The 21,831-nt window shown below is 76.9% G+C and carries 22 protein-coding genes; 10 read left to right on the top strand and 12 right to left on the bottom strand.

Annotated elements, in window-relative coordinates; genetic code table 11:
• Nucleotides 1-9: 9 nt before the first annotated feature.
• On the top strand, nt 10-942 hold the full coding sequence (locus tag Sya03_RS23985; RefSeq protein ID WP_203940653.1) for a DMT family transporter: 933 nt from the start codon (nt 10-12) through the stop codon (nt 940-942).
• Here Sya03_RS23985 and Sya03_RS23980 read toward each other — a convergent pair.
• The gene (locus Sya03_RS23980) at nt 909-1,562 is read right to left on the bottom strand and encodes a response regulator (RefSeq protein WP_370872073.1); all 654 of its coding nucleotides are present in this window, start codon (nt 1,560-1,562) and stop codon (nt 909-911) included. The two genes, Sya03_RS23985 and Sya03_RS23980, sit on opposite strands and share 34 nt — an antisense overlap.
• Entirely contained in the window at nt 1,559-2,683 is a 1,125-nt protein-coding gene (locus tag Sya03_RS23975) for a sensor histidine kinase (RefSeq protein ID WP_203940652.1), read from the bottom strand. Before Sya03_RS23975 ends, Sya03_RS23980 begins: the two co-directional genes overlap by 4 nt.
• Nucleotides 2,684-2,840: 157 nt before the next feature.
• Here Sya03_RS23975 and Sya03_RS23970 point away from each other — a divergent pair, with 157 nt between their 5' ends.
• Entirely contained in the window at nt 2,841-4,130 is a 1,290-nt protein-coding gene (locus Sya03_RS23970) for a hypothetical protein (RefSeq protein ID WP_203940651.1), read from the top strand.
• A 57-nt stretch (nt 4,131-4,187) separates the two neighbouring features.
• Here Sya03_RS23970 and Sya03_RS23965 read toward each other — a convergent pair whose 3' ends face one another.
• Nucleotides 4,188-6,944, bottom strand: a complete 2,757-nt coding sequence (locus Sya03_RS23965) for a hypothetical protein (RefSeq protein WP_203940650.1) — start codon at nt 6,942-6,944, stop codon at nt 4,188-4,190.
• A gap of 78 nt (nt 6,945-7,022) precedes the next feature.
• Here Sya03_RS23965 and Sya03_RS23960 point away from each other — a divergent pair, with 78 nt between their 5' ends.
• Both Sya03_RS23960 and Sya03_RS23955 read left to right on the top strand, forming a co-directional pair.
• Nucleotides 7,023-7,949 carry an FAD-dependent oxidoreductase gene (locus Sya03_RS23960; RefSeq protein ID WP_203940649.1) on the top strand — a complete coding sequence of 309 codons (927 nt, stop codon included), beginning with the start codon at nt 7,023-7,025 and terminating at the stop codon, nt 7,947-7,949.
• 131 nt (nt 7,950-8,080) lie between these two features.
• Nucleotides 8,081-8,722, top strand: a complete 642-nt coding sequence (locus Sya03_RS23955) for a hypothetical protein (protein ID WP_203940648.1) — start codon at nt 8,081-8,083, stop codon at nt 8,720-8,722.
• 7 nt (nt 8,723-8,729) lie between these two features.
• On the opposite strand, the gene Sya03_RS23950 is transcribed toward Sya03_RS23955, so the two are convergent.
• The 3 genes from Sya03_RS23950 to Sya03_RS23940 form a co-directional block, all read right to left on the bottom strand.
• Nucleotides 8,730-8,930, bottom strand: coding sequence for a helix-hairpin-helix domain-containing protein (locus Sya03_RS23950; protein WP_203940647.1), 201 nt, complete (start codon nt 8,928-8,930; stop codon nt 8,730-8,732).
• A 48-nt stretch (nt 8,931-8,978) separates the two neighbouring features.
• Nucleotides 8,979-9,698, bottom strand: a complete 720-nt coding sequence (locus tag Sya03_RS23945) for a SigB/SigF/SigG family RNA polymerase sigma factor (protein ID WP_203940699.1) — start codon at nt 9,696-9,698, stop codon at nt 8,979-8,981.
• Nucleotides 9,699-9,868: 170 nt separating this feature from the next.
• On the bottom strand, nt 9,869-10,774 hold the full coding sequence (locus Sya03_RS23940; protein ID WP_203940646.1) for a TIGR03619 family F420-dependent LLM class oxidoreductase: 906 nt from the start codon (nt 10,772-10,774) through the stop codon (nt 9,869-9,871).
• Between the two features lie 331 nt (nt 10,775-11,105).
• On the opposite strand from Sya03_RS23940, the gene Sya03_RS23935 reads away from it, so the two are divergent.
• Both Sya03_RS23935 and pcaF read left to right on the top strand, forming a co-directional pair.
• Entirely contained in the window at nt 11,106-11,336 is a 231-nt protein-coding gene (locus Sya03_RS23935; RefSeq protein ID WP_203940645.1) for a hypothetical protein, read from the top strand.
• A gap of 78 nt (nt 11,337-11,414) precedes the next feature.
• On the top strand, nt 11,415-12,617 hold the full coding sequence (pcaF, locus tag Sya03_RS23930; protein ID WP_203940644.1) for a 3-oxoadipyl-CoA thiolase: 1,203 nt from the start codon (nt 11,415-11,417) through the stop codon (nt 12,615-12,617).
• Here pcaF and yidC read toward each other — a convergent pair.
• Together yidC and Sya03_RS23920 are read right to left on the bottom strand one after the other, a co-directional pair.
• Nucleotides 12,614-13,276 carry a membrane protein insertase YidC gene (yidC, locus tag Sya03_RS23925; protein WP_203940643.1) on the bottom strand — a complete coding sequence of 221 codons (663 nt, stop codon included), beginning with the start codon at nt 13,274-13,276 and terminating at the stop codon, nt 12,614-12,616. The two genes, pcaF and yidC, sit on opposite strands and share 4 nt — an antisense overlap.
• Before the next feature lie 69 nt (nt 13,277-13,345).
• Nucleotides 13,346-13,609 carry a DUF6412 domain-containing protein gene (locus Sya03_RS23920; RefSeq protein ID WP_239107797.1) on the bottom strand — a complete coding sequence of 88 codons (264 nt, stop codon included), beginning with the start codon at nt 13,607-13,609 and terminating at the stop codon, nt 13,346-13,348.
• A gap of 67 nt (nt 13,610-13,676) precedes the next feature.
• Between Sya03_RS23920 and Sya03_RS23915 the strand changes: the two genes are divergently transcribed.
• Together Sya03_RS23915 and Sya03_RS23910 are read left to right on the top strand one after the other, a co-directional pair.
• Nucleotides 13,677-14,897 (top strand): kynureninase, encoded by a 1,221-nt coding sequence (locus Sya03_RS23915; RefSeq protein ID WP_203940642.1) that lies wholly within the window; start codon nt 13,677-13,679, stop codon nt 14,895-14,897.
• On the top strand, nt 14,894-15,718 hold the full coding sequence (locus Sya03_RS23910) for an amidohydrolase family protein (RefSeq protein ID WP_203940641.1): 825 nt from the start codon (nt 14,894-14,896) through the stop codon (nt 15,716-15,718). Before Sya03_RS23915 ends, Sya03_RS23910 begins: the two co-directional genes overlap by 4 nt.
• 10 nt (nt 15,719-15,728) lie before the next feature.
• On the opposite strand, the gene Sya03_RS23905 is transcribed toward Sya03_RS23910, so the two are convergent.
• The 3 genes from Sya03_RS23905 to ygiD are packed head-to-tail and all read right to left on the bottom strand — an operon-like array spanning nt 15,729 to nt 19,068.
• Nucleotides 15,729-16,688, bottom strand: a complete 960-nt coding sequence (locus Sya03_RS23905; RefSeq protein WP_203940640.1) for a CE1 family esterase — start codon at nt 16,686-16,688, stop codon at nt 15,729-15,731.
• A 15-nt stretch (nt 16,689-16,703) separates the two neighbouring features.
• Entirely contained in the window at nt 16,704-18,203 is a 1,500-nt protein-coding gene (locus Sya03_RS23900) for a DUF4419 domain-containing protein (protein ID WP_203940639.1), read from the bottom strand.
• A gap of 10 nt (nt 18,204-18,213) precedes the next feature.
• Nucleotides 18,214-19,068, bottom strand: coding sequence for a 4,5-DOPA-extradiol-dioxygenase (ygiD, locus tag Sya03_RS23895; RefSeq protein ID WP_239107796.1), 855 nt, complete (start codon nt 19,066-19,068; stop codon nt 18,214-18,216).
• Nucleotides 19,069-19,155: 87 nt separating this feature from the next.
• On the opposite strand from ygiD, the gene Sya03_RS23890 reads away from it, so the two are divergent.
• Both Sya03_RS23890 and Sya03_RS23885 read left to right on the top strand, forming a co-directional pair.
• On the top strand, nt 19,156-19,485 hold the full coding sequence (locus Sya03_RS23890; RefSeq protein WP_203940638.1) for an ArsR/SmtB family transcription factor: 330 nt from the start codon (nt 19,156-19,158) through the stop codon (nt 19,483-19,485).
• Nucleotides 19,482-19,943, top strand: coding sequence for an SRPBCC family protein (locus Sya03_RS23885; protein ID WP_203940637.1), 462 nt, complete (start codon nt 19,482-19,484; stop codon nt 19,941-19,943). Before Sya03_RS23890 ends, Sya03_RS23885 begins: the two co-directional genes overlap by 4 nt.
• A 1-nt stretch (nt 19,944) precedes the next feature.
• Here Sya03_RS23885 and Sya03_RS23880 read toward each other — a convergent pair whose 3' ends face one another.
• Nucleotides 19,945-21,468: a TROVE domain-containing protein gene (locus tag Sya03_RS23880; RefSeq protein ID WP_203940636.1), complete on the bottom strand. Its 1,524-nt coding sequence runs from the start codon at nt 21,466-21,468 to the stop codon at nt 19,945-19,947.
• Nucleotides 21,469-21,831 lie beyond the last annotated feature (363 nt).

Raw genomic sequence — 21,831 nt, 5'->3', positions numbered from 1 at the left:
GGGCCGGGCGTGAGCCGCCGGGGCTGGATCCTGTTCGCGGCGATGAGCCTCATCTGGGGCATCCCGTACCTGCTCATCAAGATCGCCGTCGAGGGCCTGCCGGTGCCCGTGCTGGTGTTCGCCCGCACCGCCGTCGGCGCCGCCGTGCTGCTGCCGCTCGCCCTGCGCGGCAACGCCCTGGCCGGGGTGCGCCGGCACTGGCGGCCCGTGCTCGCCTTCGCCGCCATCGAGATCATGGTCCCGTGGTTCCTGCTGTCGGACGCCGAGCAGCACATCACCAGCTCGCTCACCGGGCTGCTGATCGCCGCCACGCCCGTCGTCGCGGTGGTCGCCGCCCGGCTCACCGGCGACCGGGAACGGCTCGGGCCGCTGCGCTGGGCCGGCCTGGCCGTCGGCTTCGGCGGCGTCGCCGTGCTCGCCGGGCCCGCCCTGGCCGGGGGCGCGCCCTGGCCCATCGCCGAGGTGCTGATCGTCGCCGTCTGCTACGCCGTCGCGCCGATCATCGCGTCGCGTCACCTCGCCGACGTGCCGTCGCTGCCGCTGACCGCCGTCTGCCTCGCCGTGGCCACCGTCGTGTACACGCCCGCGGCCGTCGTCACCTGGCCCTCGGCGTGGCCCGCGGCCGACGTGCTGGTCGCCCTCGCCGCCCTCGCGCTGGTGTGCACGGCGCTGGCCATGGTCCTGTTCTTCTCGCTGATCCGCGAGGTGGGCGGGCCGCGCGCCGTCGTCATCACCTACGTCAACCCGGCCGTCGCGGTGGCCGCCGGCGCGCTGGTGCTGGACGAGCCGGTGACGGTGCAGATGGTGGTGGCGTTCGCGCTCATCCTGGCCGGCTCGGTGCTCGCGGCCGGCCGCCGCCGCCCCGAGGCGCCGGCGGTGCCCGAGCCCGCCGCGGCCGCCGCCGCCGCTCAGCCGCCGGCCCGGACCAGCCCCGACTCGTAGGCGAACACCACCGCCTGGACGCGGTCGCGCAGCCCCAGCTTCATCAGCACCCGCGCCACGTGCGTCTTCACCGTCGCCTCGCCCACCACCAGCTGCGCCGAGATCTCCGCGTTGGACAGCCCGCGCGCCAGCAGCCGCAGCACGTCCGTCTCGCGCGGCGTGAGGTCGCCCAGCGCGGCGGGCGGCGTCGGCCCGGGCCGGTGCGCGAACGCCTCGATGACCCGGGTCGTCACCGCCGGGTCCAGCAGCGCCTCGCCGCCGGCCACCACCCGGATCGCCGTGATGAGGTGCTCCGGCGACGACACCTTCAGCAGGAACCCGCTCGCCCCGGCCTGCAACGCGTTGAACAGGTTCTCGTCGGTGTCGAACGTGGTCAGCACGATGACCCGCGGCGGGTCGGGCGTGGCCAGCAGCGCCCGCGTCGCCGCCAGGCCGTCCTGCCGGGGCATCGCGATGTCCATCAGCACCACGTCGGGGCGCAGCCGGCGGGCCAGCGCGACCGCCTCCACGCCGTCGCCCGCCTCGCCCACCACCGCCAGGTCCGGCTCCGTCTCGATCACCATGCGCAGCCCGGTGCGCAGCATCCGCTGGTCGTCCGCGATGACGACGGAAATGCTCACCGGGATGCCACCGCCGCCACCGGCAGCCGGGCGCGCACGGCGAAACCGCCGCCGTCGCGCGGGCCCGCCGACAGCTCGCCGCCGAACATCCCCACCCGCTCCCGCATCCCGATCAGCCCCTGCCCGCCGCCGTGCGGCGCCGCGGCCGGGCGGCCGTCGTCCTCCACGGTCAGCTCCAGCCCGCGCGGCCCGTACCCGATGCCGACCGTGACCGACGCGGGCCCGGCGTGCTTCAGCACGTTGGTCAGGGCCTCCTGCACGATCCGGTACGCCGACACGTCCACCGCCGGCAGCAGCGGCACCGGCTCGCCGGTGCGCCGCACCGTCACCGCCAGCCCCGCCTCGCGCACCTGCGCGACCAGCTCGTCCAGCCGGTCCAGCCCGGCCGGGGCGTCCGGCGCCCCCTCGCCCCGCAGCAGCCCCAGCGTGCGGCGCAGCTCGCCGACCGCGTCCCGGCCCGCCTCCTCGATGCCGCGCAGCAGCTCCGGGTCCACCGGCAGGCCCGCGTCCAGCCGCCGGCGCACCGCGCCCGCCTGCACCACCATCACCGTCACGCTGTGCGCCACCAGGTCGTGCAGCTCGCGCGCCAGCCGCACCCGCTCCTCCGTGACGGCCGCCCGCGCCTGCCGCTCGCGCACCGCCGCCTGCGCCTCGGCCGCCTCGCCCAGCCGGCGGGCCTGCGCGGCCACGGCGATGCCGAGGCCGTACGGCGCCGCCGGGAACAGGAAAGCCGCCATCGGGTCGGTCGGGTCCAGGGTCCAGTAGCTCAGCGCCTGCGCCGCCAGCAGCGCGGCGCCCGCGCCGGCCCGGAGCCGCGTCGCCCGGTCCCGGCCGGGGGGCGGGAACAGCGACCCCAGCGTGTACGCGGAGATCATCATCGCCACGACCTGCCACAGCCGGAACGTCACCTCCTCCCGGCCCGCGAAGTACGGCAGGCTCGTCGCGATCGCGAACACCAGCCCGCTCAGCGGCAGCACCCGGCGGGCCGCCACGAGGGCCGCCGCGACGACGAGCACGTACGGCCACCACCAGCCGGGCATCCGGACCAGCAGCTCCTCGACCAGCGCGAACGCGGCGAACGCCCCGGCCAGGGCGTAGTCCATCGGGCGAATGCGGCGCACCCCCTGACGGTACGGGCGCCGCCCGCCGGACTCGCCCGCCTCGCGGGGGACACGGCGTCCGCCGCCCGGGGGACGGCCGTTCCGCCCGCGTACGGGTTACCCCGCGGCCGGGCGTCCGTAGCGTCCGTCGCCGAACCCGATCCTCAAGGAGGCCACGATGTGGCGTAGAGCTGCGGCCGGCTGCCTGGTGGCCGCCCCGATCCTGCTGGCGGTCGCCACCGGCGTCGACCCCGCCCTGGGCGACGACCAGGGCTACGGCGTCTACCGCGCCCACCCCACGGCGGTGCAGTGGCACTCGCTGCTGCTGCACTGGGCGTGGGTGCTGTTCGTCCCCGGCCTGCTGGGCCTGCTCGCCGGGGTGCGCCGGCGCGGCGCCGCCCTGGCCCGCGTCGCGTGGGTGGCGGTGGTCGTCGGCCTGACCACGTTCTCGGCGCTGATGGCCTTCGACTTCTTCCTGCTCGCCCTCGAGCAGACCCTGCCCGACGCCCAGGTCGAGGCCGTCGACACCCGCTTCCAGGGGCTGACCTGGACGGTGGCCGGCTGGCAGTGGCCCGGCCTGCTCGGCTGGGGCCTCGCGCTGCTGCTCGCGCCGCTCGCGGCGGCCCGCGCGGGCGTCATCCGCTGGTGGGCGGCGGCGACGGCGCTGGCCGGCACCGCCCTGTACTTCGTCTTCGCCATCTCGCCTGTCCCGCTGTGCCTCATCGGCCCGGCCGTGATGGCGGTCGGCTACACCGCGGCGGCCCGGCAGCTGGTGCGGGGCGGCGCGGGCGCCGCGGGCGCCGCCGCCGAGCCCGACTCCTACGGCCGGTTCCGGCGGCGCGCCGCGCGGGTGTGCATGGTGGCCGCCCCGCTGTCGTTCGCCGCGGGCATGGCCACGGTCCCGGACGTCACCGGCGACGTCGCCGACTCCGTCGCGCACCCCGTGCAGACCCAGATCAGCGCGTTCCTGCTGCACCTGGGGTGGGTGCTGTTCGTGCCGGCGGTCCTGGGCCTGGCCGCCCGCGGCCGCCGCTTCACCATGGTGGCCGGCGGGGTGACGGCCGTCGCCCTGATCAACTTCAGCGCGCTGATGGTGGGCGACTCCGCCGACCTCGCCGCCCGCCAGGTCCTCGACCCGGCCACCGCGGACCGCGTCTCGGAGGCGTTCGGCGGCCTGCCGTTCTTCTCGCTGGGCTGGGCGCTGCCCGGCATGGCGCTGAGCCTGCTCGGCCTGATCGCGGTGACGGCGGGCGCGGCCGCCGACCGGGTGGTGCGCTGGTGGGTGCCGGCGCTGACGGTGGCCGGCCTGGCGGCGTTCCTGCTGCTCGGGCTCGGCCTGATCGGGGTGACCGGCCCGCTGCTGCTGCTCGCGGCGTTCGCCACGGCGGCCCGCACGGTGCCGGACCCGGCCTCGGCCGCCGAGGCGCCGCGGGAGCCGGTCCCGGCCCATGATCCTAGGACGGTCTAGCGGGTGTGACGCGGAGGAGCGGGCCACCGGCACGACCGGTGGCCCGCTCCCGTGCGGTCAGCGGCGGTCGGTGACCGTGCCGACGAACTCCGGCCCGGGCACCGGGTCCGACGAGAAGTCCGGCCACGTCATCAGCTGCAACCGGACGTGCTCGGCCGGCTCGGCCGCCGTGTCGGCGACGGTCGGCACGGCGACGTCCACGCTGCGGGCGCCCGCCGGCACCAGCATCAGCAGCTCCAGCCGCGTGCCCGACAGGGGCCGGGCCGGGGCCGGGTCCTCGTAGGCGTTCTCGCTGAACCAGTCCGGGTCGACGTCCACGCTGGACAGCTCCGGCCCGAGGTCCGGCACGCGCGGCACCAGGACGCCCCACACCTCCGTGTCGGCCACCTGCGACAGCGTGAACCGCCAGCTCAGGCTCCCGCCCTCGGTGACGGCGTTGGCCACGGGGGAGACGGTGATCGTCGGCATCGGGTCGTCCTCGCGGACGTACACGCCGCCGGTGTAGTCGCCGACCACCGTGCCCCGGACGGCCTTCGCGGCGACCTCGTGGGTGCGGTCGCCGCCGTAGCGGGTGTTGCCGGTGACCGGGACGTCGACGCGGATCTCGCGCTGCCCCGGCCGGACCCCGGCCAGCCGGGTGGTGATCCGGTCGCCGGTGGTGATGAACAGGCGCACCGCGCCGGTGCCGCTGCCGGTCACCCGGATCGGCACCCGGTACGTGCGGGTGCCCGAGTCGCCCTCGTCGACGGTGAGGTCGCCGATGTCCACCCGGGGCAGGGCGACCGGGCGCGGCGGCGGGGTGCCGGCGCGGCGGCCGTGCGCGTCGACCAGCCACGCCCGCCCGTTACGGGTCTGCGGGACCAGCTCTAGCGTGGTGATGCGGCGCAGGTCGGCGCGGGACTTCGCGGGCAGCTTCACCCGCAGCTCCTGGCCCCACACCGCGGCCGAGTACGGGCCGGCCGGCAGGCCCTTCAGGCGCACCGTGCCGAGGGTGGCGCGGCGGCCGCGGGAGTCCTTGACCGCGACGGTGAAGCGGGTCTCGGCGCTGTTCGGCGGCACCGCCACGCGCAGCGCGAGGGAGCTGTCGCGGGACAGGTCGGCGGTGCGGCCGGCCACCGTGACGCGGCCGCCCGCGGCCCGCCACGACAGGGCGACGGCGGTGCGGCCCGGCTCGGCGCCGAACCAGCCGAACGGGATGAAGTGCGGCGACTGCGCGTCCTTCTCCCGGTCCAGGCACGTCGTGACCTGGTCGCACAGCCGCGCCCCGGTGACCCGGGTGCGCTCCGCGGGCGTCACGAACGGGGTGCGGGCGCCGCCGAGCGCGTGCGTCAGGGCGCGCGCCGGATCGGCGGACGGGGCGCGGACGCCGGAGCCGTCGAACAGCGGCAGCACCCGGTCGTCGTCGGTGACGAACAGCCGCGCGGCCGCCGCGATGTACGTGGCGCCGGCGGTCTGCTGCTGCGCGGCGGTGAGCCGGGCCCGGGCGTGGCCGGGCGTGCAGACCGGGTCGGGCTCGTCGCCGCTGTAGAAGTCGTCGAAGGACGGCGCGACCGACTGGCCCGGCGTCCACTCGGTGTTGAAGAAGTTGTGGTTGGCGCCGATCAGGTAGATGGCGCTGTGCAGGGCCGTGCCGCGGCTGACGCCGCGGGTGGCGTCGACGTACTGCTGGCCCTGCAGGTCGGAGACGTCGCCGTCGCAGCCGGGCAGGATGGTGGCCGACGGCACGTCGGGGGCCGGGTTGTGGCCGAAGATCGTCGGGCCGATGAGCAGGGTGCCGCGGATGGACCAGCGGACCGGGCCGCGGTAGCCGTCCTGCACCGGGCTCGCCGGGACGGCGGGCGGCGGGGTGAGGCTGTCCATGGCGGCGCGGTTGACGCCCTCGCCGCCGCGGGAGTGCCCGACGAGGAACACCCGGCCGAGGTCGGCGGGCGGGGCGGCGCGCACCGCGGCGGGGGCGCCGGCGCGGCCGGCCCCGGCCCAGTCCGCCCAGCGGGCCAGGTGGTGGCGCACGAGCGACGAGCGGGCCTGGGCGCCGCCGTCCTCGGCCTGGTAGTCCTGGCCGTTGATGCCGTTGGCGGAGATGGAGACCGTCACGTACCCCTGCGAGGCCAGCAGCCGCTGGGCCTGCAGGTAGCCGCGGTGGCTGGGCACCGGCTCGGCGCCGGGCGCGCACGGCCAGTCGCCGGTGATCTTCTCCGGGTCGTCGCCCTCGAAGCAGGTGTAGTGGCGGCCGTGCAGGAACAGCGCGAGGGGCCGGCTGCCGGGCGCGCCGCGCGGCGCGACGACGACGCCCTGCATCTCGACGGGCTGCGCGAAGCCGGGCAGCGCGACGGGCGTGACGGTGTACTCGCCGGTGGTGGTCCGGTACGGCCCCGGCTGCCCGGGGTCGACGGTGTGCCGCTGTGCGGGCGGCGGCAGGTCGATCGGCGGCAGCGCGGCGCGCCGGGCGGCGGCCTGCGGGGCGGCGGCGTCGAGCCGGCGGCCCGCGGCGCGCACCTCCAGCGAGCGCAGCTCCCGCATCCCGAGGCCGGCGGCGTCCAGCGTGAACGTGCGGTGCCCCCGGTCGGCGAGCGGCCGGCCGAGCGGCTTGCCGCCCGCCCAGAACTCGACCGCCGCGTCGCCCATCGGCACGCGCTCGGCGGCCGTCCAGACGAGCCGCGGCCCGTCCGGACTGTCGGTGATCTGCCACCCGGACGGCAGCGCGGCGGCCACCCCCGGTGGTTGCGGTGGTGCCTCGGCCTGGGCCGGTGCGGCCAGCCCGGCGGCCGCCAGGCCCGTGACCAGCAGCGGCACCAAGATTGCGCGGGTACGCATCACAGAGTCCTCCCCGTCGATGTCCGGACTCTGTATAGGACTGTCGCGCAACCCCCCCGCCCGGGACACGATGTCCGGGTGACCGGCGCAACGGACGTGATCGTGGTGGGCGGGGGCGTCGTCGGGCTCACCGCGGCGGTGCGGCTGCTGGAGCGCGGCGCCCGGGTGACCGTGCTGACCGCGGACGACCCGGCGGACGTCGTGTCGTCGGTGGCGGCCGCGGTCTGGTACCCGACCCGCACCGACCCGGACCCGCGGGTGCTGTCGTGGGCGGCCGCCACGTACGCCGAGTTCACCCGGCAGGCGGCCACCGGGGTGCCCGGGGTGTCCCTGCACCCGACCCGGAACCTGCTGGCCGCCCCGGCCGCCGCCGCGCCGTGGTGGGCGCCCGCCGCCGGCGGCGTGGTGCTGGCCGGCGCGGAGGTCCGGTTCACCGCGCCGCTGGCCGAGATGGGCGCGTACCTGCCGTGGCTGGCGGGCCGGGTCAGCGCCGCGGGCGGCCGGGTGGAGCGCCGCCGGGTGCGCCGCCTCGCCGAGCTGTCCGGCGCCGCCCCGGTGGTCGTGAACGCGACCGGGCTGGCCGCCCGCGAGCTGTGCGGCGACGCGGCGGTGCACCCCGCCCGCGGCCGGGTCGTGCTGGTCGCCAACCCGGGCATCGACGTGTCGGTGCGCGCCGAAGGCGACCCGGTCACCTACGTGCACCCGCGCGCCCGCGACGTGGTGCTCGGCGGCACGTACGAGCCGGGGGAGTGGGACGTGCGCCCGGACCCGGCCGTGTCGGCGGCGATCGTGCGCCGGTGCGTCGCCCTGGTCCCGGAGCTGGCCGGGGCGCCGGTCCTGGCCGAGCGCACCGGCCTGCGCCCGGTCCGCACGGGTGGCCCGCGGGTGGAGCGCGAGACCGCCGGCGGCACCCGGGTGGTGCACGCGTACGGCCACGGCGGCGCCGGCATGACCCTGTCGTGGGGGTGCGCCGACACGGTCGCCGACCTGGCGCTGGGCGCCTAGCAGGGCCGGGCATCGGCCGAAAGGCAGAGGCCGCGCGGGCGTTTCCGGTCCGCGGGCGGATACGCGTCGCCGCCCGCCCCGGGCAGGCTGGTCGCCATCCGCGCGGACCGCACACCACCACTGGGGGAACGATGACGACAGCAGATCACCGGCCGGTCCCGGCGCCGCTCGCCCACACCGACGTCCTCGTGCTGGACTACCTGGCCGCGCTGTGGGCGGCCGCCGAGGAGCTGACCCCGGACACCCGCGACGAGCTGATGGGCGTCGTGGCCGACTACATCGCGCTGCGCCGCACCGGCCCGGGCGACGACCCGGAGTACGTGCTGCGCCTGCTCGGCCCGCCGGAGTCCCTGGTGGCGGCGGCCCGCCGCGGCCGCATGCCGGTGCACCTGACCGGCCCGCTCCGGCCGCCACCGCCGGCGCCGCGCCCGCCGGCGCCGCGGGGCGAGTCGCGCGCCTCCGAGTACACGGCCATCGCCCTGCTGACCGGCGGGGCCGTGCTGCTGCCGGTGGTGGGTCCGCTGTCCGGCCTGCTGGTGGCGATGGGCTCCCCGCGGTGGACGGGCGCGCAGAAGGCGGTGGCCGCCGTGGTCGCCGTCGGCACCGCACTGGTCGGCGGGGTGTTCGGCCTGCTCGTGGTGGCGGCGGGCGCGGACCTGGGCCTGTTCTTCATGTACCTGGCCGTGGTGGTGGGGCCGATCGCGGCGGCCCTGACGCTGCTGCCGGGCCTCAGCGACAACCGCCGCCCGCCGGCGCCGCCCGGCTGGCGCTGACCGCCGCTCAGGTGAGCGGCCGCAGCCCGCGCTCCGCCAGCGCCGCCTCGATGGCGTCCAGCGCCCGGGGCCCGACGCCGTGGATCGCCAGCAGCTCGGCGCGGGATCGCCCGGCCACCTGGGCCAGCTCGCGCAGGCCCACGGCGGCGAGCGCCCGGCGGGCGGGCCGGCCGGCGGCCCGGGGGAAGTCCACGCCCTCGTCATGCATGACCGGACCCTAGCGCCGCGGCCCCGTGGGGCCGGCGGCGCCGGCGGGTCACGCCAGCTGGGTGCGCAGCTTGCCGAGGGCGCGGGTGATCAGGCGTGAGACGTGCATCTGGGAGATGCCGATCTGCTCGGCGATCTGGGTCTGGGTCTGGTTGCCGTAGAAGCGCAGGGTGAGGATGCGGCGTTCGCGCTCGTCGAGGGTGGCCATGGCGGGGCCGAGGTCGAGGCGCAGCTCGGCCAGTGCGAAGCCGTGGTCGTCCTCGCCGAGGGTGTCGCCGAGTTCCATGGTGCCGGTGTCGCCGCCGGTGGGGGTGGCCAGGGAGGTGGCCTGGTAGGCGCGGGCGCCTTCGAGGCCTTCGAGCACCTCTTCCTCGGTGACGCCGAGGTGCGCCGCGATGTCGGCGACGGTGGGGGCGCGGCCGAGGGTGTGGGTGAGGACGTTGTTGGCGTCGTTGATGGCCAGGCGCAGTTCCTGGAGGCGGCGGGGGACGCGGACGGACCAGGTGCGGTCGCGGAAGTGGCGCTTGATCTCGCCGATGATGGTGGGGATGGCGTAGGCGGCGAAGTCGATGCCGCGGTCGGCGTCGTAGCGGTCGACGGCCTTGATGAGCCCGACCATCGCGGTCTGCTGCAGGTCGTCGGACGGCTCGCCGCGGCCGGAGAAGCGGCGGGCGAGGCGGTTGGCCATCGGCACCCAGGCCTCGATGGCGCGGGCCCGCAGTCGCTCGCGGCCCGGCGTGCCGGCGGGCAGTGTCGCCAGCTGCTGCATCAGCTCGTCGGCCTGCAGCTCCTCGGCGTCGCGGTACGAGTCGACGTGCGTCGTGGTCACGCTCACGGGCCGCTCCCTTGCCTGGTGGAATGTTTGTCTACCGGCAACGAAGCTAGCTGAACGATGGAGCGGTGACCAACCGAAAGTACGAGGCCTGCGTCGGTTCGCGCTCAGCCGCCCGGAGCCAGTGTGGTGATGATCTCCGCGGCCCGCTCCACGGCCGCCTCCGGGTCCGCGTCCGGGGACCCGATCAGCGGGTCCCAGTTCAGGTCGTAGAACAGCTCGTCGACGCCCCGGGCGGCCAGCTCCGCCGCGCCCGCGCGGACCTGCTCGTACGAGCCCGACAGCGGCCGGTCCGGCTGCGGCTCGCCCAGGTGCAGGGTGCCCCGGCAGGCCACCCGCACCGCGGCCGGGTCGCGGCCGGCCCGCTCCGCCGCCTCGCGCACCACCCGCACCCCGCGCGTGATCTGCTCCAGGCTGGCCGTGCTGCCGCTGATCCACCCGGCGCTCGCCCGGCCGGCCCGGCGCAGCGCCGCGTCGGCCGTGCCGCCCAGCAGCACCGGCGGGCCGCCCGGCTGCACCGGCAGCGGCCGCATCCGGCTCGGCGGCAGCCGGTAGAACTCGCCGTCGAACGCGCTCACGTCGTCGGCGAACAGGGTGCGCAGCACCGCCAGGTACTCCTCCAGCAGCGCCCCCCGGCGCTCCGGGGAGCTGCCCGTCGCCGCGAACTCCACCTCCGACCAGCCGGTGCCCAGCCCCAGGTCGAGCCGGCCGCCGGACAGCACGTCGAGGGTGCCCGCCTGCTTCGCCAGCGGCACCGGGTGCACCATCGGCGCGTTGACCACCGCGACGCCCAGGCGCACCCGCGACGTGCGGGCGGCCACGTACGCCAGCGCCGTCATCGGGTCGAGCACGCTGCGGTACACCGGGTCGAGGTCCTGGTCGCGGCCCACCAGCAGCCGCTGGAACGTCCACACGCTGTGGTAGCCGAGCGACTCCGCCAGCTCCGCGACGCGCACCACCGACGCGGGCTGCGCCCACGCCCCGGACACCGGTAACCCGATCCCGACCTTCATGCCGCCACCGTACCGGCGGTCCCGCCGGCGGGCATTGTCACCGCATTGTTTCGGACCTGAGAAATAACCCGGAAAACGTGGCGCGCACCACTGCCGAGAATGTGTCGTCGCCCGCCTTTAACTATTTAGTCGTGGCATCGCAACGCAGAACCCGGATGGTTGACAGGGACGGCGAGGCAACGTGGCCACCGCCGGGCAATCCTGCACCGACCTGGAAGGAGTGGCCTGTGCGCCGCTTCGGAAAATGGCTGGACGACTGGACGGCCTTCCATTTCAACCCGCACTTCCCCGCGTCGTACCGGCGCCCCGACGAAAGGTGAGGACAACACCGATGAGCATCGCCACCGCACTGAACGGACTGCGCGCCGACCTGGACGCGCACCGCGCCCGCCGCGACGAGCGGCGCCGCCTCGAGCGTGAGCTCGCCGGCTACACCACCCCGGCCGAGCTGGCCGAGCTGGAGATGCTGATGAGCCGGCACAGCGCCGAGGACATCCGCGAGATGGAGGAGATCCTCCAGGAGCAGGCCGCGCGCCGGCGTTCCGCGATCGCCCACCGCTGACGTGGGCGCGGCACGGCAGCCGGCCACGGGCGGTCCGCCACTGCGGCGGGCCGCCCGTTCGGCGTAAGCTGCCGAGTCATGGCCGAGGCTTACCTGGTGGCGGGTGTCCGGACCCCGGTCGGCCGGTACGGCGGCGCGCTGGCCGCCGTCCGCCCCGACGACCTCGCCGCCCACACGATCCGCGAACTGCTGGCCGGCCTGCCCGCCGTCGACCCGGCCGAGGTCGACGACGTGGTGCTCGGCTGCGCCAACCAGGCCGGCGAGGACAACCGCAACGTGGCCCGCATGGCCGCCCTGCTGGCCGGCCTGCCCGACAGCGTCCCCGGCAGCACCGTCAACCGGCTCTGCGGCTCCGGCCTCGACGCCCTGGCCACCGCCGCCCGCGCCATCCGCGCCGGCGAGGCCGACCTGGTCGTCGCCGGCGGCGTCGAGAGCATGAGCCGCGCGCCGTTCGTGCTGCCCAAGGCCACCACCCCGTACGCGCGGACCGCCGAGATCCACGACACCACGCTGGGCTGGCGCTTCGTCAACCCGGCGATGCGCGCCGCGTACGGCACCGACTCGATGCCGGAGACCGCCGAGAACGTCGCCGCCGAGTGCGGGGTGTCCCGCGCCGACCAGGACGCGTTCGCGCTGCGCTCCCAGCAGCGGGCCGCCGCCGCCCAGGCCGCCGGCCGGTTCGCCGCCGAGATCGCCCCGGTCGAGGTGCCCACCCGCCGCGGCCCGGCCACCGTCGTCGACACCGACGAGCACCCCCGCGAGACGACGGCCGACAGGCTCGCCGCCCTGCCCACCCCGTTCCGCGACGGCGGCACCGTGACGGCCGGCAACTCCTCCGGCGTCAACGACGGCGCCGCCACCCTGCTGGTGGCGAGCGAGGCCGCCGTCACCCGGCACGACCTCACCCCGCTGGCCCGCGTCGAGTCGGCCGCCGTCGCCGGCGTCGCGCCCCGCCTCATGGGCCTCGGCCCGGTGCCCGCCACCCGCAAGCTGCTCGCCCGCGCCGGCCTCACCGTCGCCGACCTGGACGTCATCGAGCTGAACGAGGCGTTCGCCGCGCAGGCCCTCGCCGTGCTGCGCACCCTCGGCCTGCCCGACGACGCCGACCACGTCAACCCGAACGGCGGCGCCATCGCGCTGGGCCACCCGCTCGGCATGAGCGGCGCCCGGCTCGCCCTGACCGCCGCCCACGAACTCGGGCTGCGCGGCGTCCGGCGGGCCGTGTGCACCATGTGCATCGGCGTCGGCCAGGGCATCGCCTTGCTGCTGTCCCGGCCCTAACCGGCCGGCGCGGACCGGGCGGGCAGACCGCGGCGCAGTGCGAACGACTCGCCGGTGCTCCAGGCGACCGTCGTCGTCAGGTAGAGGGCGGCGGCCAGTGGCAGGAACAGCGCCGTCACCGCGCTCAGCAGCGGCAGCGCCGCGATCAGCGCCGGCGGCGGCGGGTTGCCGGTGGCCGCCGCGACGCGGCGGGACCGCCACGCCGTGACGACCCCGAGGGCGACCAGGACCGCCACCAGCGGCAGGAACGCCAGCGGGGCGGCGGTCAGGTGGGCCGACAGCGGCGCGCCGAGCAGCGTGCCGGACAGCAGGCCGGTGCTGAAGATCCGGTACCAGAGCAGGAGGAACGGCGCCTGCGCCAGCATCGGCAGCACCCCCGCGAACAGCGACACCCCGGCGTCGCGGTGCAGGGCGGTCAGCTCGGCGGCGTAGCGGGCGGGGTCGTCGGCGTGGGCGCGGCGCAGTTCGGCGGCGCGCGGGGCGAGGGCGGCGCGGGCGCGTTCGCCGCGCACGGCCGCGAGGGTCAGCGGCAGCAGCGCCAGCCGCAGCGCGGCCGTGCACAGCACGATGGCGGCGGCCGGGCCGCCGGTCAGGTGGGACAGGCTCTCGATCAGGGGGGACACGGCGGCGACGACGTCGTCCAGCACGGGAATGGACACGGGGGTGCTCCTCGGGCGGCGGTCAAACAGGACGGATCCTGAGGGCGACCGCGCCCGCCGCGGGGCGGGTCAGGGGGTCGCCGGGACCGCCGCCGGGGCCCGGGGGCGCGAGCGGCCCGCCGCGTCGGGGTCGCGGTGCCGGGGCACGCCCGCGGCGCGCTGCCGGTGCCGCGCCGCCACCCACGGCCGGGCGCCGCCCGCCGCCGCGCGCAGCACGGCGCGGGCCGCGACGGCGGCCACCAGCAGCACCAGCGCCCCGGTCAGCACGGCGGCGGGGGACACGTCGGCGAGACCACCGACGAACGCCCCGAGCCACAGCACCGCGACCAGCACGACGCGAACGGTAGCGCCGCCGCGCAACGCTTGCCCCGCGGCGTAAGGGCCGCGATGCTGGTGAGTCGTGACCGACGGTGCGCGCGACAGAGCGGACGAGCTCGACCGGGGCGACCCCCTGGCCGGGTTCCGCGACGAGTTCCTGCCCAGCGGCGACGTGCTCGCCTACCTCGACGGCAACTCGCTGGGCCGCCCGCCCCGGGCCGCGGCCGAGCGGCTCGCCGCGTTCGTCGCCGACGAGTGGGCCGGCCGGCTCATCCGCGGGTGGACCGACGGCTGGCTGGACTGGCCGCAGACGCTCGGTGACCGGCTGGGCCGGGCCGTGCTGGGCGCCGCCGCCGGCCAGGTCGTCGTCGCCGACTCCACCACCGTGCTGCTCTACAAGCTGGCCCGGGCCGCCGTCGACGCCCGCCCCGGGCGCACCCGCATCGTGCTGGACACCGACAACTTCCCCACCGACCGGTACGTGCTGGCCGGCGTCGCCGCCGAGCGCGGCCTGCACCTGGACTGGATCGAGACCGACCCGGCCGAGGGGATCCGCCCCGAGCAGGTGGCCGCCGCGGTGGGCCCGGACACGGCGCTGGTCAGCTTCAGCCACGTGGCGTACCGGTCGGGCTGGATCGCCGACGCGGCCGCCATCACCCGTATCGCCCACGACGCGGGGGCGCTGACGCTGTGGGACCTCAGCCACTCCGGCGGCTCCGTCGAGGTGGCGCTCGACGACTGGGGCGCCGACCTGGCCGCCGGGTGCACGTACAAGTACCTCAACGGCGGGCCGGGCGCGCCCGCGTACGCGTACGTGCGGGCCGGGCTCGACGTGCGCCAGCCGATCCGCGGCTGGCTGGGCACCGCCGAGCCGTTCGCGATGGGCCCCGAGCACGTGCCCGCCCCCGGCGCCCGCGCCCTGATCAGCGGCACCCCGCCGATCCTGGGCATGGTGCCGCTCGCGGCGAGCCTCGACCTGATCGAGCGGGCGGGCATCGCGGCGATCCGCGCCAAGTCGCTGCGGCTCACCGGGTACGCCCTCGACCTGGCGGACGCCTGGCTGGCGCCGCTCGGCGTGACCGTGGCGGGCCCCCGCGACGACGCGCGCCGCGGCGGCCACCTGATGCTCCGGCGCCCCGGCTTCGAGCGGGTCCTCGCCCCGCTGTACGAGCGCGGCGTCATCCCCGACTACCGCCGCCCGGACGGCATCCGCGTCGGCCTGTCGCCGCTGAGCACCAGCTTCCGCGAGGTGCACGACGGGCTGGCGGCGCTGCGCGACCTGCTCGCCCGTACCCCGGCATGACCCGGCTGCCGGCGCTGCGCGACGCGCACGTCCACAGTGCCCTGGCCGACCTGGCGGCGGTCCGGCGCGGCGGCATCGCCGCCGTGACCGACCTCGGCGGCGTCCCGGCGGACCTGGCCCGGCTGGGCGGGCCGGGCCTGCCGGTGGTCCGGTACGCGGGCGCGTTCCTCACTGCGCCCGGCGGCTACCCCAGCGACCGGGCGTGGGCGCCGCCGGGCTGCTGGCGGTTCGTGCGCTCGCCGGCCGACGCGGCGGAGGCGGCCGCGGAGCAGCGCGCCGCCGGCGCCACCCTGCTGAAGGTGTGCCTGAACGCGGACGCGGGCCCGGTGCCGGACCGCGCGACGGTCGCCGCGGTGGTGGCGGCCGGCCTGCCGGTGGTCGCGCACGCCCAGGGCCCGGGCATGGTGGAGCTGGCGCTGGACGCGGGCGTGCCGCGGCTGGCGCACACCCCGTGGACCGGGCCGCTCGACGACGGCCTGCTGCGCGCGTGCGCCGCCCGCCAGGTGTGGATCAGCACCCTGGCCATCCACGGCGGCGGCGACCGCGACGCCGCGCTGCGCAACCTGCGGCTGTTCCTGGGCCACGGCGGCGAGGTCCGCTACGGCACCGACCTGGGCAACGGCCCGCAGCCGCCCGGCGTGAACCCGCACGAGGTCCGCGCCCTGCAGTCGGCGGGCCTGAGCCCGGACGACGTGCTGGCCGCGATGACCGCCGTGGACCCGGACGACCTGCCCGCCCCGGACTGCGTGGTGCCGGGCGGGCTGGACCTCGGCCCGGCCCGCTTCGCCGACTCCCTGGCCACGGCCCGGGTGGCCGACTAGCCCCGCGGCGCTACGGCTTCGGGTGGTCGAGCAGGAACCGCACCACCCGCCGGGCGTGGCCGGGGGCGAGCGCGGGGGCGTGGTCGCCGCCGGCGACGGTCCACAGCTCGGCGTGCCCGCCGGGCCGGCACCCGGGGTGGCTCGTGACCCGGGTCTCCGGGCCGTCCAGCGGCCGGGTGCCCGGGGCCTGCACGTCGGCGGACAGCGCCAGGTCGAGGTCCGGGCCGGGCCGGGTGGCGGCGGCGCAGCCGTTGCGGCGGGCCCAGTCGGCGACGGTGCCGACCGCGCCGGGGTGCGGGCCGAACACCGTGCCGCCGGCGTAGCCGACGACGGAGTCGGCGTCGCCGTGGATCTGCAGCACGCTCACCGGCGCGGCCGGCCGGCACGGCGTGGACGGCCCGGCGCCCGCGGCGCTGACGATCGCCGCCACCAGCCCGGCGTGGTCACAGGCGAGCCGGTGCGCCATGAACCCGCCGTTGGACACGCCGACCAGGTACACCCGGTCCGGGTCGACGGTGTAGGCGTCCTGCAGCGCGCCGATGACGCGGCGCAGGTGGGCGGAGTCGTCGACGCCGGTGCGGGCGGTGTCGCAGCAGGCGGGGTCGGCGTTCCAGAACCGCTCGCCGCGGGCGTCGGCGGTGCCCTCGGGCCGGGCGTACAGCATGCCGGCGGCGGCCGCCTCGGGGGCGAGCCGCAGGTACGCCTCCTCCCGGTCGCCGGTGCCGCCGTACCCGTGCAGCATCACCAGCAGGGGCGCGGGCGTGCCGGGCCGGTACCCGGGCGGGACGGTCACGGCCACCGGCCGGTCCCCGACGGTGAGCACGGTGGCCGGCGGGCCGGCCGGCGCGGCCGGCGGGGCCGGCACGGACGACGCGGGGGGAGGGGCGGCGGGCCCGGCGGGCGGGCCGGAGCACGCCGCGGTTCCACCGAGGACGAGCGCGGCGGTCAGCGCGAGCAGGGCGGGACGCACCGCCGGATCGTAGCGTCAGGCCCGCGCCAGGTCGGCCAGCCGGCCGGTCGCCAGGTGGTCCACGTCGCCGCCGGAGTCGGCGGCGGCGTCCAGCAGCACGGCCAGCGACGTGCCGAGCAGCGGCACGTCGGCCGGGTCGCCGGCCGGGCGGTGGTGGGCGTCCGGGTCGTCCGGGTCCTCGGGCGGGTCGAGCCGGCAGAGCGCCCAGTGCACCGTGTCGCCCGCGCCGGGCACCGCGCAGATGCTGCGGCCGTCCGCCAGACCGGCGACCTCGACGAGCTGCCGCCGGCCGGCGGCCCACCAGGCGGTGCGGCGCTCGTCGTGGAACGGCAGCCGCCACGCCCCGCCGAACAGGGTGGTGGCCCCGAGCCGCCGGCAGACGGCGACGAGGTCGGCGGGCACGTCGGCCGTCGGCGGCAGCGGCTGCTCGGGGCCGGGCTCGTGGTCGTCCAGGATCCGGTCGAGCACCTCGTCGATGCCCCGCGTGGCCGGCGCGAGGTGCCAGCCGGCGACCGGGCGCAGCGCCCCGTCGGCGTCCTGGGCGACGGCGGCCACGCCCGCGTGCAGGGCGACGAGCCGGTTGTCGGCGTCCGTGAGGTCGGTGACGGTGACGGTGACCCGGGACAGCGTGGCGGGCACGGTGTCGGTGCGGATGCCGGCCGGGCGCTGCCCCGCGGGCACGTCGCGCGGCTCGTCCAGGGGCAGGCGCAGCAGCGGGTTGGGGCGGTCCTGCGCGCCGTCGCCCATCAGGTACGGGTACAGCCGCGCGACCCAGCCGGTGACGACGTCGCCACCGTAGGCGTCCAGCGGGCTGTAGATGCGCCGCCAGAACGCGGTGTCGGGATCCCCGGCGGCGGCGCGGACGAACTGGTCGGCGATGGGCGCCAGCGACCGGCACCACCGCCGCAGGTCCGGGTCGAGCGCGGCGATCGCGTCGACGCGCTCGCGGATGCGCCGCCAGTCGGCGGCGGTGCCGGTGAGGGTGACGGACGGGATGCCGCACACGCACACCAGCTGCAGGCCGAAGTAGGCGGAGTACGCGTCGAGCAGCACGATCCGCCCGGCGGTGCGCTCGACGCCGGTGCTGGTGGAAAAGTCGCACTCGAACAGGCCCGGGTCGCGGATCTCGGCGCCGAGCAGGCCGGTGAACGCGTCGACGATGCCGCCCCAGGACGCGGCGTCGCGGGGCATGGGCCCGTGCAGCGGCACGGTGAGCCGCTTGCGCCCGGTGTGCCGCACGAGGGCGGGACGCAGCCGCTCGGCGTTGAGGCGCACGTGCTGGGCGACGCCCTGGGCGATGGTGAGCCACACCGCGTCGGGGCTGAGCACGAGCGGCCGGTGCTGCGCGAAGGCCCGCCCGACGGCGGACAGCAGCGGGTGCATCCCGTCCGGCTCCAGCACCGGCAGGCCGGGGTCGCCGCCGACGGCCAGCGCGCCGTCGCACAGCTCGCCGAGCGCCCGGGTGGGCAGCCGGTCGGTGGCTGGGGGCACGTCGTCCACGGGGAAGGTCACCACGGGGGCGACCCTAGACGTTCGCCCCGTCCGCCGGGACCCCGCTCGGCACGACCGCGCCGGCCGCCCCGCCGCCGCCGGCGGGCAGCGGGGGAGCGTCCAGGGTGTACGCGGTCATCGACAGCGACCCGCCGAGGTAGCCGTCGGTCAGCACGCCGGTGCCGCGCCCGGCGGCGGCCGCCAGCCCGGCCAGGTAGGCCAGCGGCAGGAAGTGGTCGGGCAGCTCGGCGGCGACGCCGAAGTCCGGGTGCGCGGTCATGCCGGCCACCTCGGCGGGGTCGGCGGTCATCCGGTCGCGGACCGCGTCGTCGAAGCGGTGCGCCCAGTCGAAGCCGGACTCGCCCATCGCCCGGTCGAGGATGCGCAGGTTGTGCACGACGTTGCCGCTGCCGACGATCATGACGCCGCGCTCGCGCAGCGGGGCGAGCCGGGCGCCCAGGTCGAGGTGGTAGCCGAGGGGCTTGGTGGCGTTCACGGACAGCTGCACGACCGGCACGTCCGCGGCGGGGAACATCTGCCGCAGCACCGACCAGGTGCCGTGGTCCAGCCCCCAGCTGTCGACGTCGCGGCCGATCCACACGGGCTCGACGACGTCGGCGATCTCGTCGGCCAGCTCGGGCAGGCCGGGCGCGGGGTACTCGGCGTCGAACAGCTCCTGCGGGAAGCCGAAGAAGTCGTGGATGGTGCGCGGGCGCGCCATGGTCGTGATGGCGGTGGCCTGGATGTACCAGTGCGCGGACACGACCAGCACGGCGCGCGGCCTGGGCACGGCAGCGCCGAGGTCGCGCCAGGCGGTGGTGTGGCGGTTCTCCTCGAGCGCGTTCATGGGGCTGCCGTGCCCGATGAAGGCCGCCGGCATCGTCGTCATGCCGGTCATTCTCCGCTTGCCCCTTGACATCCGCGCCCGGAACGCTATGTTCAACCTATCGGTTGATTAACCAGGTGGTTGAAAGCAATGGCAACGGACACAGTCAGCACGATCTTCGCCGCACTCGCCGACCCGACCCGCCGCGCGATCCTCACCCGGCTCGCCGCCGGCGACGCCACGGTCAACGAGCTGGCGGAGCCGTTCCCGATGAGCCTGCAGGCCGTCTCCAAGCACCTCGGGGTGCTGGAGAAGGCCGGGCTGATCGTCCGCACCCGCGACGCCCAGTGGCGGCGCTGCCGCCTCGACCCGGCCCCGCTCAAGAGCGTGGCGGAGTGGGTCGAGCAGTACCGCCGGCACTGGGAGCAGCGCTACGACACGTTGGACACCTACCTCCGCGACCTGAAGGAGCAGTCATGACCGCCATCACCGTCACCCAGCCCACCGCCACCACGATCAAGATGGTCCGCGCCTTCGACGCGCCCCGCGCCCTGGTCTGGGCCGCCCACACCGAGCCCGAGCACGTGAAGCACTGGTGGGGCCGCGGCAACCCGCTCGACGTCACCATGGACTTCCGGGTCGGCGGCGGCTACCGCTTCGTCGAGCACGCCGACGGCCAGGAGCACGCCTTCCGCGGCGAGTACCGCGAGATTGTGCCCGGCGAGAGGATCGTCCAGACCTTCGAGTACGAGCCCATGCCCGGCCAGGTCTGCGTCGAGACGCTGACGCTGACCGAGGAGGACGGCCGGACGATCGTCACCACCGTCAGCGAGTTCGACTCCACCGAGGCGCGCGACGGCATGGTGCAGTCGGGGATGGAGGCGGGCGCCAACGAGAGCTACACCGCCCTCGACAAGTACCTCGCCGCCATCCGCTGATCTACTCCCACGGCCAGGCGCCGGCTGCTCCCGACAGCTGCGGGAGCAGCCGGAACGCCTGGTCCGACAGGCCACCGACCGTGATCCGGCCCGGCGCCGGGTCCGGCGCGTGGCCGTGCCGGTAGCCGGCCAGGTTGAACGTCACCAGCGCCGTGCCCGCCGGCACCGCCGCGTGCACGCCGCCGTGCGCGTCGGCCGCGGCCTGCTCGTCGGTCAGCACCACCACCCGGTCGTGCCCGCGCACGTGGTCGCGCAGCGCGGCCGCCGTGTCGGTGCCCTGGCCCAGGAAGTACCCGTCGCGCTGCCAGCGCTGCACGGCCGCCAGCACCGACTCGCCGGGCACCCGCGGGAACACCCGCGTCGCGCTCGAGAACGACACCACGTCGGCCGCCGCGCACCGGCGCGCTAGCGCCAGCCCGAACAGCACCGCCGCGTCCCAGCGCAGCAGCTTGCCGTCGCGCGAGAACCCCGAGTGCATCGAGTACGACGTGTCGATCAGCACCAGCGTGCGCCCCGGCAGCTCCGGCACGCCCGCCAGGCTGTGCCCGAGCGCCTGCTCCAGCGGGTACGCCCAGCGCAGCGACGGCGCCGCCCGGTACGCCGACAGGAACCGCAGCGGCAGCTGCCGCGACCGGGCCACCTCGCCCGGGTCGGCCAGCTTCGCCGCGACGGCCCCGGCCACCTCGTCGGAGACGCCCGCGCCGTCGAAGGCGCGCAGGTTGCGCAGCAGCGCCATGTAGCCCATGGACGGGATCAGCGCCTCCCACAGCGCGCGCCGGTCCACCCGCGGGCCCGCCAGCGACAGCGCGTCCTCCCACGTCATGCCGGCCGCCCGCAGCGCGTCCGGGTCGAGCAGCACCGCCGGGTCGTCCGCGGCCGCCGCCCGCAGCGCCGCCTGCGCGGCCACCGTCGGCAGGCCCGCGTGGTCGCCCCGGTCGTGCCGGCGGTCGATCGCGTGCCGGAACAGCAGGCCCTGCCGCTCGTCGGCCGGCGCCGCGTGCACCAGCTCCAGCACGTCGCCGAACCGGAAGCCCTTGGTGGCGGTGTCGTACTTGAGCAGGCTGCGCTCGGAGTACAGCCGGGTCGCCGCGTCGGCCAGGCCGCGCTTGACCGGCTTCGGCACGGCCCGGCCGTACGCGCCCGTCCAGTACGCCAGCAGCTCGCCCGGCTCGTCGGCCCGGCGCAGCACCGCGTCCACGACGGCCCGCCCGCCCGGGTGCCCGGCGGTCAGCATGCCGCGCACCGCCTCGGCGGCGCCCACGAGCGCGGCGGACCGCATGTTCGCGTCGCCGCGCAGCCAGCGCAGGAACGCCAGCGTCCACGCCGGGTCCTGCGCCGCGACCTCGCGCACGAGCCGCGCGTACCGGTCGTCGCGGTCGGCGGCCCGCTCGTAGAACGTGCCCTCGCCGACGAGGTTGGTGACCGCGAGCAGGAACAGCTCGCGCTTCGGGTCGCGCCGGTAGCCGCGCCCGCCCTCGTGGGTGGTCGCGGGCGCCCGCCGCCGGATCAGGTTGAACTTGGCCATGGTGGTGCCCCCGTGGTGTCGCATGTGGAGCGCCCGAGATCAGGAGTCGGGCACGGTGTTCATTCCGGCGCTCTGCCAGTTGAGCTACGGCGGCCGGGGCCGCCCGCGGGGCTCGAACCCGCAACCTCCGGATCCGTGGAGTGAAGTAACCGTGCCCTGCGCACCGGGCGTCAGGTGCGTGAAGACCGCCCGAGGTCGGAGTCGGTGCCGGTACGTGCCGCTCTGCCCCTGAGCTACCCGGCCGGAGCCGGGGGCGGGACTCGAACCCGCCGACCTGCCGATGAACAGTCGAAGTAGCCGGCGCCTGCGCACCGGACGGCTTCACGCAGGACGAACGCTAACCGCGGCCGGGCCGGGCGTCGA

Source organism: Spirilliplanes yamanashiensis (assembly GCF_016863475.1).
Taxonomy (GTDB): Bacteria; Actinomycetota; Actinomycetes; order Mycobacteriales; family Micromonosporaceae; genus Spirilliplanes; species Spirilliplanes yamanashiensis.
This window is presented reverse-complemented; position numbering and strand designations above follow the sequence as displayed.